This is a genomic window from Salipiger pentaromativorans, from assembly GCF_024721115.1.
Taxonomy (GTDB): domain Bacteria; phylum Pseudomonadota; class Alphaproteobacteria; order Rhodobacterales; family Rhodobacteraceae; genus Salipiger; species Salipiger pentaromativorans.
This window is the reverse complement of the sequence record NZ_JAMDHK010000021.1, coordinates 69,639-75,638: the sequence shown is the minus strand read 5'-3', so window position 1 is coordinate 75,638 and position 6,000 is coordinate 69,639. Positions and strand designations below refer to the sequence as shown.

Here is a 6,000-nt window from a genome sequence, read left to right as displayed (position 1 = left end):
GGGCTGCTTGGGCATGATGGGGCTTCCTTCTTCGTCCCGCAAAGTCTATACCAAACCCCTCAGAGCGCGAGGTTTTTCAGACCTTCCCTAGATTATGGATATGATCTTGGACCGGACCCGTACAGCACTATCCGTTTCATCCAATCAAACAAGGAGTTGAGAAAACTAGCAAAAGACTTGGTTTCGGCCCATATTTGCAGCAAGAGCGGGCTATCCAGATTTCCCAAGGGCATCAGAAAAAAGCACAGCCTGAAGCGAACAGACAAGCTTTCAGACTACATGAACGACATATTCGATGCCCTGCCTTTCCTTAGAGGCGTACACTCTCGTGGTATTAATTGGATGTACATTGAATCCGAGTTGATAGTTGCAACACTAGAGAGCTTGGCCCTGAAAGGCATCCCAGCCTACCCGGTTCATGATTCAATCATCTGCAAGAAGAAAGACCAAGACATTGCTGTTACCACCCTCAGGGAGAAGATGATCGAGAGCTTTGGAGAATATATCCACCTCGATGTGTCATACTACAATGAAGATAATAACATCATTCAAGAAGTTCTTGAGAATCCAACACCACCCAAGACCTCTACCAGCCCAAGATTCAAGTTTTCAAAGTATGATTGGGGTGTCGAGGATGAAGACCTTTTAGAGGATATAGACCTAATAGAATGAATATATATTAAGAAGGATTACATTAACTTGAGTTTATCTCTGTAGTAGTTGTTGTAGTTGTATAGGGAAGGAAAACTCCCCCTACCCCCAAATCGGAGCAATCCCACAACTCGCAGGGGCTGACACCTATTACCGCCCCAAAACAACTGTAGCCTAGGCTGTCATATCCGACTCCAGACTTCAAACAAAAAAATGAGAGGGGGCTGAAATATACTCCCTCTCGTGAACCCCTCCCCAGCCCTAAAATAGCGCCGTTGAGCAGCATTCAGCATTCCACAGGGAGGGGTCAAGCGAACAGCCGCGCCCCTCACAAGACCCTCACAGAGCCGCTCAGGCACCTTTCCAGTCAATTACTACCCGCCCTAGCGCCTCCCTCTGGCGTTCTAGATTGTAGCCATGCCCATAACCTGCACCAACCCCAAGATTGGAAGTCCACCCCCCTATCTGATCTACAAGCTCAGGCGCACAGCCAGCATTCCTGAGCCGGTCCCTGAGAGTGTGCCGGAAACAGTGACAGGTAAGATCGCCGTAAAGGCTTCGGATGTACTTGTTGAGCGTGTTGCTTGCGTGTGTCGCCACCACTCCTGAGGGCTTCACCCATCTTGGAAAGATGAACTCTTCATCCTGACGGGCATCATGGAGCCGCTTCATGGCCTGCAAACCTGCACCAACCAGAGGGACCACCCTTTCCGAGCCTTTGGTCTTGAGCCGTCTCAGGTCATGGGGGACGATCCTAGCCACCCCATCAGCTAGGGAAATATCCGCCCAGCGCATACCGACAATCTCAGCCAGCCTAGCCCCTGTCTCTCCCAGTATGGGCAGGATCAGGCGGGTATCCTTGTTGGTCGTCAGACAAGCCTTGTAGAGGTCCTGTAGTTGATCCTCAGTGAATACCCCCCTTTTCTTGGCGTCCTTGTTCTCGCCACTGATGGCCAAACGGGCAAAGGGATTCCTCTTGTCTAGGTCCTGCTCAAGGAAACCGAACTCAAGGACAGCATGAAGGGACTGCACACGACGCCTGACAGTTGCTGTCTTGTTCCCTCTTGCCAGCAGAGAGGCCACTAGCAGCCTTGCCTCTGTCCTTTGGTAGGTCTGCACATCCCGATTGCCTGCCACCTCTATAAAGGCCCCTACAGCGAGCCTGACGGGCTTCTCATCAATGCTCTTGCCCGAAAGATACTGGTCAGTGCAGGAAAGCAAGTCCAAGGCGCTGGGCTCTAGGGACTGAACCAGCCTACCCACATCCAAAGGCATCACACGCTCAGCCGACCACACTTCATCTAGTTTGGCAGTCAGGCCAGAACTGAGAATCGCCACCCGCTCAAGGTCCCTGCCAAGGTTATAGCGGACCACCTTCAGGCCGAAGGCATCAGCCACCCGATCCGGGACACGTCGATTGTAGTAGTAGGAACTTCCACGCTGCACTGTGTGTTGCAGTTTGTGTGCCATTTGCATCTCCAAGCATCACTTAACGCTCGGATACAAAAGGGTTTTCCTAAGAAAACTGGTGCGGTCGAGAAGACTCGAACTTCCACGGGAGTTACCCCACAGCGACCTCAACGCTGCGCGTCTACCAATTCCGCCACGACCGCACTGTCATTGGCTTGGTGTCGCGCTCTCTACAAAAGCTGCGCGCAGAAGGAAAGAGGGAAATCGCATCTCGGCCGTATTTTCACACGCCACACGGCCAGGCAGCAAAAAGGCGGGTGCCATGGGCACCCGCCGGTCGTCGTTTCGACGGAAAAAGCTCAGTTCTCGATGGTGAAAACCGGCAGGCTCGCCGCCTTGGTCACCGTGGCCTCCGGTGCCGCCGCGCCGGCATTGCCGCCAAGCATCAGCGACGCCTTGCGCACAAGACCCGCACGCTCGGGCTGACCCGGGCCGAAGACCGGCACGGCGCCGGCGTCGAGCGCATCGAGCGCCTGGCTGTACCAGGAGATCGCCAGATCGCGGCGCTGGCTGGCGCCGAAGCCCTGGCTGAGATGGTGCCCAAGCAGTTCCGCATAGGGTGCCTTGCCCAGCGAAACCAGCATCAGCGCCGCCCCCATCGCCGTATCGAGATCGTCGGTCTTGTAACCCGATGACAGGCAGATCTGCGCCGTCTTCTCGAGCTGAACCGGCGACATGCCGGTGGAGAGCATGAACTGACCGACCCCCTGAAGCACCTCGTCGCGCGGCTGTAGCGAAACCGCGGCAACATTCTCCTTCAGCAACTCGCCGAAGCTCGCGCATTGCGCGGCGATCTGCTGCGGCGTTGCGCCCGCGACCTGCGCCATCAGCTCCTCGCCGCGGGCGATCGCATAGGTGCGGGTCAGGCAGAGCTGTTCGCCCAGCGCCAGCCCCGGATCGGTCAGCGTGTCCGCCGTGATGTAACCGCCATTGGTCGAGGTCATCAGGCTGATCTTGTTGCAATGGGATTCCAGCGACGCCTCCACCGGCGCGGCGCCGAAGAAGTTGGGCAGCGCCGGGCTTGCGGGCGCGGTCACCGGCGCGGTGGACGGGACGACCGGCTGCGCGGAGGGCACCGGGGTCGCCACCATGCCCGCCATCTGCGTTTGCGGCTGCGGCAGCGCCTGCGGCACCGGCATCGCCGGAGCCGCCGCCATCATCGTGCCCTCTCCGCCGGTCTTGGCGCAGGTGCCGCGCTGACAGGTGAACATCGCCGGCGTCACGTTGAAGGCCTGGAAGTCGTTGCGCTCATAGCCCTCGGGGGTCGAGGCAAAGACGCGCACGGCGCAGCTCTGTGCGCTGCACCAGAAGGCCGAGCCCGTCACCGACGTGTCGATGATGTAATCCGTGCGCCCGTCGCCATTGATGTCCGCGAGCTGGATGAAGCCATGGCGCTGCACGAGCTGCTCGGCGGTCGGGTCGGAGCTCTTGGCGATTTCGTTCACCGCCGCCGCCACGATGCTGGGCAGGCCGTAATGCCCGCCGATGGAGGCCGTGGCGCTGTTGCCGCCGCCGTTCATCTGCTCGTCGCGATAGGCGATCAGCAGCCCCTTCACGCCCAGCGGGTTCGAGACGATCATCTGCGAGGTGGTCGGGCCGCCTGCCTGGGCGCGGTGATAGGATCCGATGAGGAAATCGCGTTCATATTGCGTGATCTGGCCGGTGGGAGAATATCCCATATGCGCCTGATAGGCGGAAATCGCCGACCGGCTGCGGCTGCCCATCACGCCATCGACCGACCCGGCGTCGAAGCCGAAATAGTTGAGCGCGGTCTGGGTATCGCGATTCTGCTGGCGCTGCGCGGAATTGACCGAGCTGGTCTTGCTATAGGTCTTCTTGGCCGGCGCGCGGTAGACCTTCTTCTGCGGCTGATTGGCGATGGCACTGCCGATGATCCCCCCGACGAGACCTCCGACAAAGGCGTTGTCGGCAAGCGCGGGGATCGGGGTAAGCGCGACACTGGCTGTCAGCAAACAGGCTACAAAACGGCGTTTCACAGGGAATTCTCCTCAAAAAAGCTACGATCTGCGTCGGTCTCGGGCGCTGCCTGCCCTGTCCCGCGACACATCATCGCCAAAAATCGTCCGCGCTCTTCACGATTCTGTCAACCTTTCGCTGACGCGAATGCGCGACAATACAGGGATACCCGACCGCGATCCGGGCCTTGACGCGCCCCACGTCTCTGCCTAGCCCGCAGATCATGACCGAGTGGATCACAAGCGACGGCCTGACCGGCTATCAGGAGGCGGTCTCCTTCATGGAGGACCGCGCCGGCAAGATTGCGCGCGGCGAGGCCGAGGAAGCGATCTGGCTGCTCGAGCATCCGCCGCTCTACACCGCCGGCACATCGGCCCGGCGCGAAGATCTGCGCGACCCCGACCGCTTTCCCGTCTTCGAGAGCAAGCGCGGCGGGCAATACACCTATCACGGCCCGGGCCAGCGGGTGGCTTATGTGATGCTCGACCTCAACCGGCGCGGCCGCGACATCCGGCGTTTCGTGCAGGATCTCGAGGCCTGGGTGATCGCCGCGCTGGCCGAGTTCAACGTCACCGGCCATATCCGCGACGGCCGCGTGGGGGTCTGGGTCGAACGGCCCGACAAGCCGCGCCTGCCAGACGGGCGCATGGCCGAGGACAAGATCGCCGCCATCGGCATCCGCCTGCGCAAATGGGTGAGCTTTCACGGGCTCTCGATCAACGTGGAACCGGATCTCGAGCATTTCAGCGGCATCGTGCCCTGCGGTATCACCGATTACGGGGTCACCAGCCTGGTCGATCTGGGCCTGCCCGTCACGATGACCGATGTGGACGTGGCGCTGAAACGCAGCTTCGCCGAGCGCTTCGGCGCGTGATCCTGCCCCGATCGCGACGCGGCGCTCAGCTCAGGCGCTTTTCCATATAGACCCGGTGCAGCCCGCGCATCTCGGCCCGGTGGGTTTCGCGATATCCGCGTCCGAGATAGATCGCAATGTTCTCGACCATGGTCACATGGGTATAGAGCCGGAGGGTGTCATAGCCCTGCCGCCGCGCATGATCTTCGGCCAGGTCGAGCAGGTAGCGCCCATGGCCCCTGCCCTGCGCCCAGGGCGCCACGGCCACGTTGTCGAGCAGCAGATGCTCCGCTTCGGGGATCAGCACCAGCACGCCCGCGATGCGTCCCTCCTCGCGCAGCACCCGCAGGTGTCCCGCCGCCAGATGCGCGGCGTAGTCGTCGCGCATCGGCCCGGGCAGCGCCCCGATCCGCGGCACATAAGGACCATAGGCCGCCGCAACCAGCGCGTCGATCTCCGGCAGGTCCGCCGGAACGGCATCGGTGACGGTGGTGCGGGCTCCGCCCATGATGTCTCCTGAAAAAAGCTGACCGGAGCGGCGGGGTTAGGGGAGAAGGCCGCTCCGGTCAGTGTAACCCGCGCCGGCTGGGAACGATACCGCGCAGGTTCAAACGCTTTCACTTGGGACAGGATAAAGCGTTTGTTCGAAATGCGGACGCCCGGTCAGCGGGCCCCGAAAACATGCGCCAGGATCTGGTCGCGGCGCAGGCCCATCCGGGCCAGCTCCGCGTCCGAACAGGCGCGCAGCTCTGCTGCCCGGGCGGCCAGCGCGCGCTGGCGGCGGGCGAAGGGCGTCTCGAACAGCCGGGCGATGCGGCGCGACAGCGGTTCGCAAGAGCTTTGATCGACATAGGCCATGGCGGGGATCCCTCCGGCTCGGGTGATTGGCGTCTGAACAAAGGCTAGCCTGTCCTCTGTTACGGCGCAGGTCCGGAAAACCCTACGCGGGGGCCTGCGCCGGGTCGGGAATTCCTCCGTTGCGGCCCCGGCCCCGGCCTCGAAAGGCCGCATCGGACGCACGCATGCCGCCCCCGGGCCATATGAACCCG

At 61.0% G+C, this 6,000-nt stretch carries 6 protein-coding genes and 1 tRNA gene; 2 read left to right on the top strand and 5 right to left on the bottom strand.

What is annotated here, in order from left to right:
• Positions 1-672, top strand: a 672-nt coding sequence (locus M4578_RS23135) for a hypothetical protein (protein WP_258095507.1), incomplete at its 5' end; no start/stop codon positions are given.
• A gap of 330 nt (positions 673-1,002) precedes the next feature.
• Here the strand turns inward: M4578_RS23135 and M4578_RS23130 are convergent.
• The 3 genes from M4578_RS23130 to M4578_RS23120 form a co-directional block, all read right to left on the bottom strand.
• The gene (locus M4578_RS23130) at positions 1,003-2,121 is read right to left on the bottom strand and encodes a tyrosine-type recombinase/integrase (protein WP_258095506.1); all 1,119 of its coding nucleotides are present in this window, start codon (positions 2,119-2,121) and stop codon (positions 1,003-1,005) included.
• A 56-nt stretch (positions 2,122-2,177) separates the two neighbouring features.
• Positions 2,178-2,264, bottom strand: a tRNA-Leu gene (locus M4578_RS23125).
• Between the two features lie 156 nt (positions 2,265-2,420).
• Positions 2,421-4,118, bottom strand: a complete 1,698-nt coding sequence (locus M4578_RS23120; RefSeq protein ID WP_258095505.1) for a peptidoglycan-binding domain-containing protein — start codon at positions 4,116-4,118, stop codon at positions 2,421-2,423.
• A gap of 203 nt (positions 4,119-4,321) precedes the next feature.
• Here M4578_RS23120 and lipB point away from each other — a divergent pair, with 203 nt between their 5' ends.
• Positions 4,322-4,972 carry a lipoyl(octanoyl) transferase LipB gene (lipB, locus tag M4578_RS23115; protein WP_258095504.1) on the top strand — a complete coding sequence of 217 codons (651 nt, stop codon included), beginning with the start codon at positions 4,322-4,324 and terminating at the stop codon, positions 4,970-4,972.
• A 25-nt stretch (positions 4,973-4,997) separates the two neighbouring features.
• Here lipB and M4578_RS23110 read toward each other — a convergent pair whose 3' ends face one another.
• Together M4578_RS23110 and M4578_RS23105 are read right to left on the bottom strand one after the other, a co-directional pair.
• Positions 4,998-5,459 (bottom strand): GNAT family N-acetyltransferase, encoded by a 462-nt coding sequence (locus M4578_RS23110; RefSeq protein ID WP_258095503.1) that lies wholly within the window; start codon positions 5,457-5,459, stop codon positions 4,998-5,000.
• Positions 5,460-5,614: 155 nt separating this feature from the next.
• The gene (locus M4578_RS23105; protein ID WP_258095502.1) at positions 5,615-5,809 is read right to left on the bottom strand and encodes a hypothetical protein; all 195 of its coding nucleotides are present in this window, start codon (positions 5,807-5,809) and stop codon (positions 5,615-5,617) included.
• Positions 5,810-6,000: the final 191 nt, after the last annotated feature.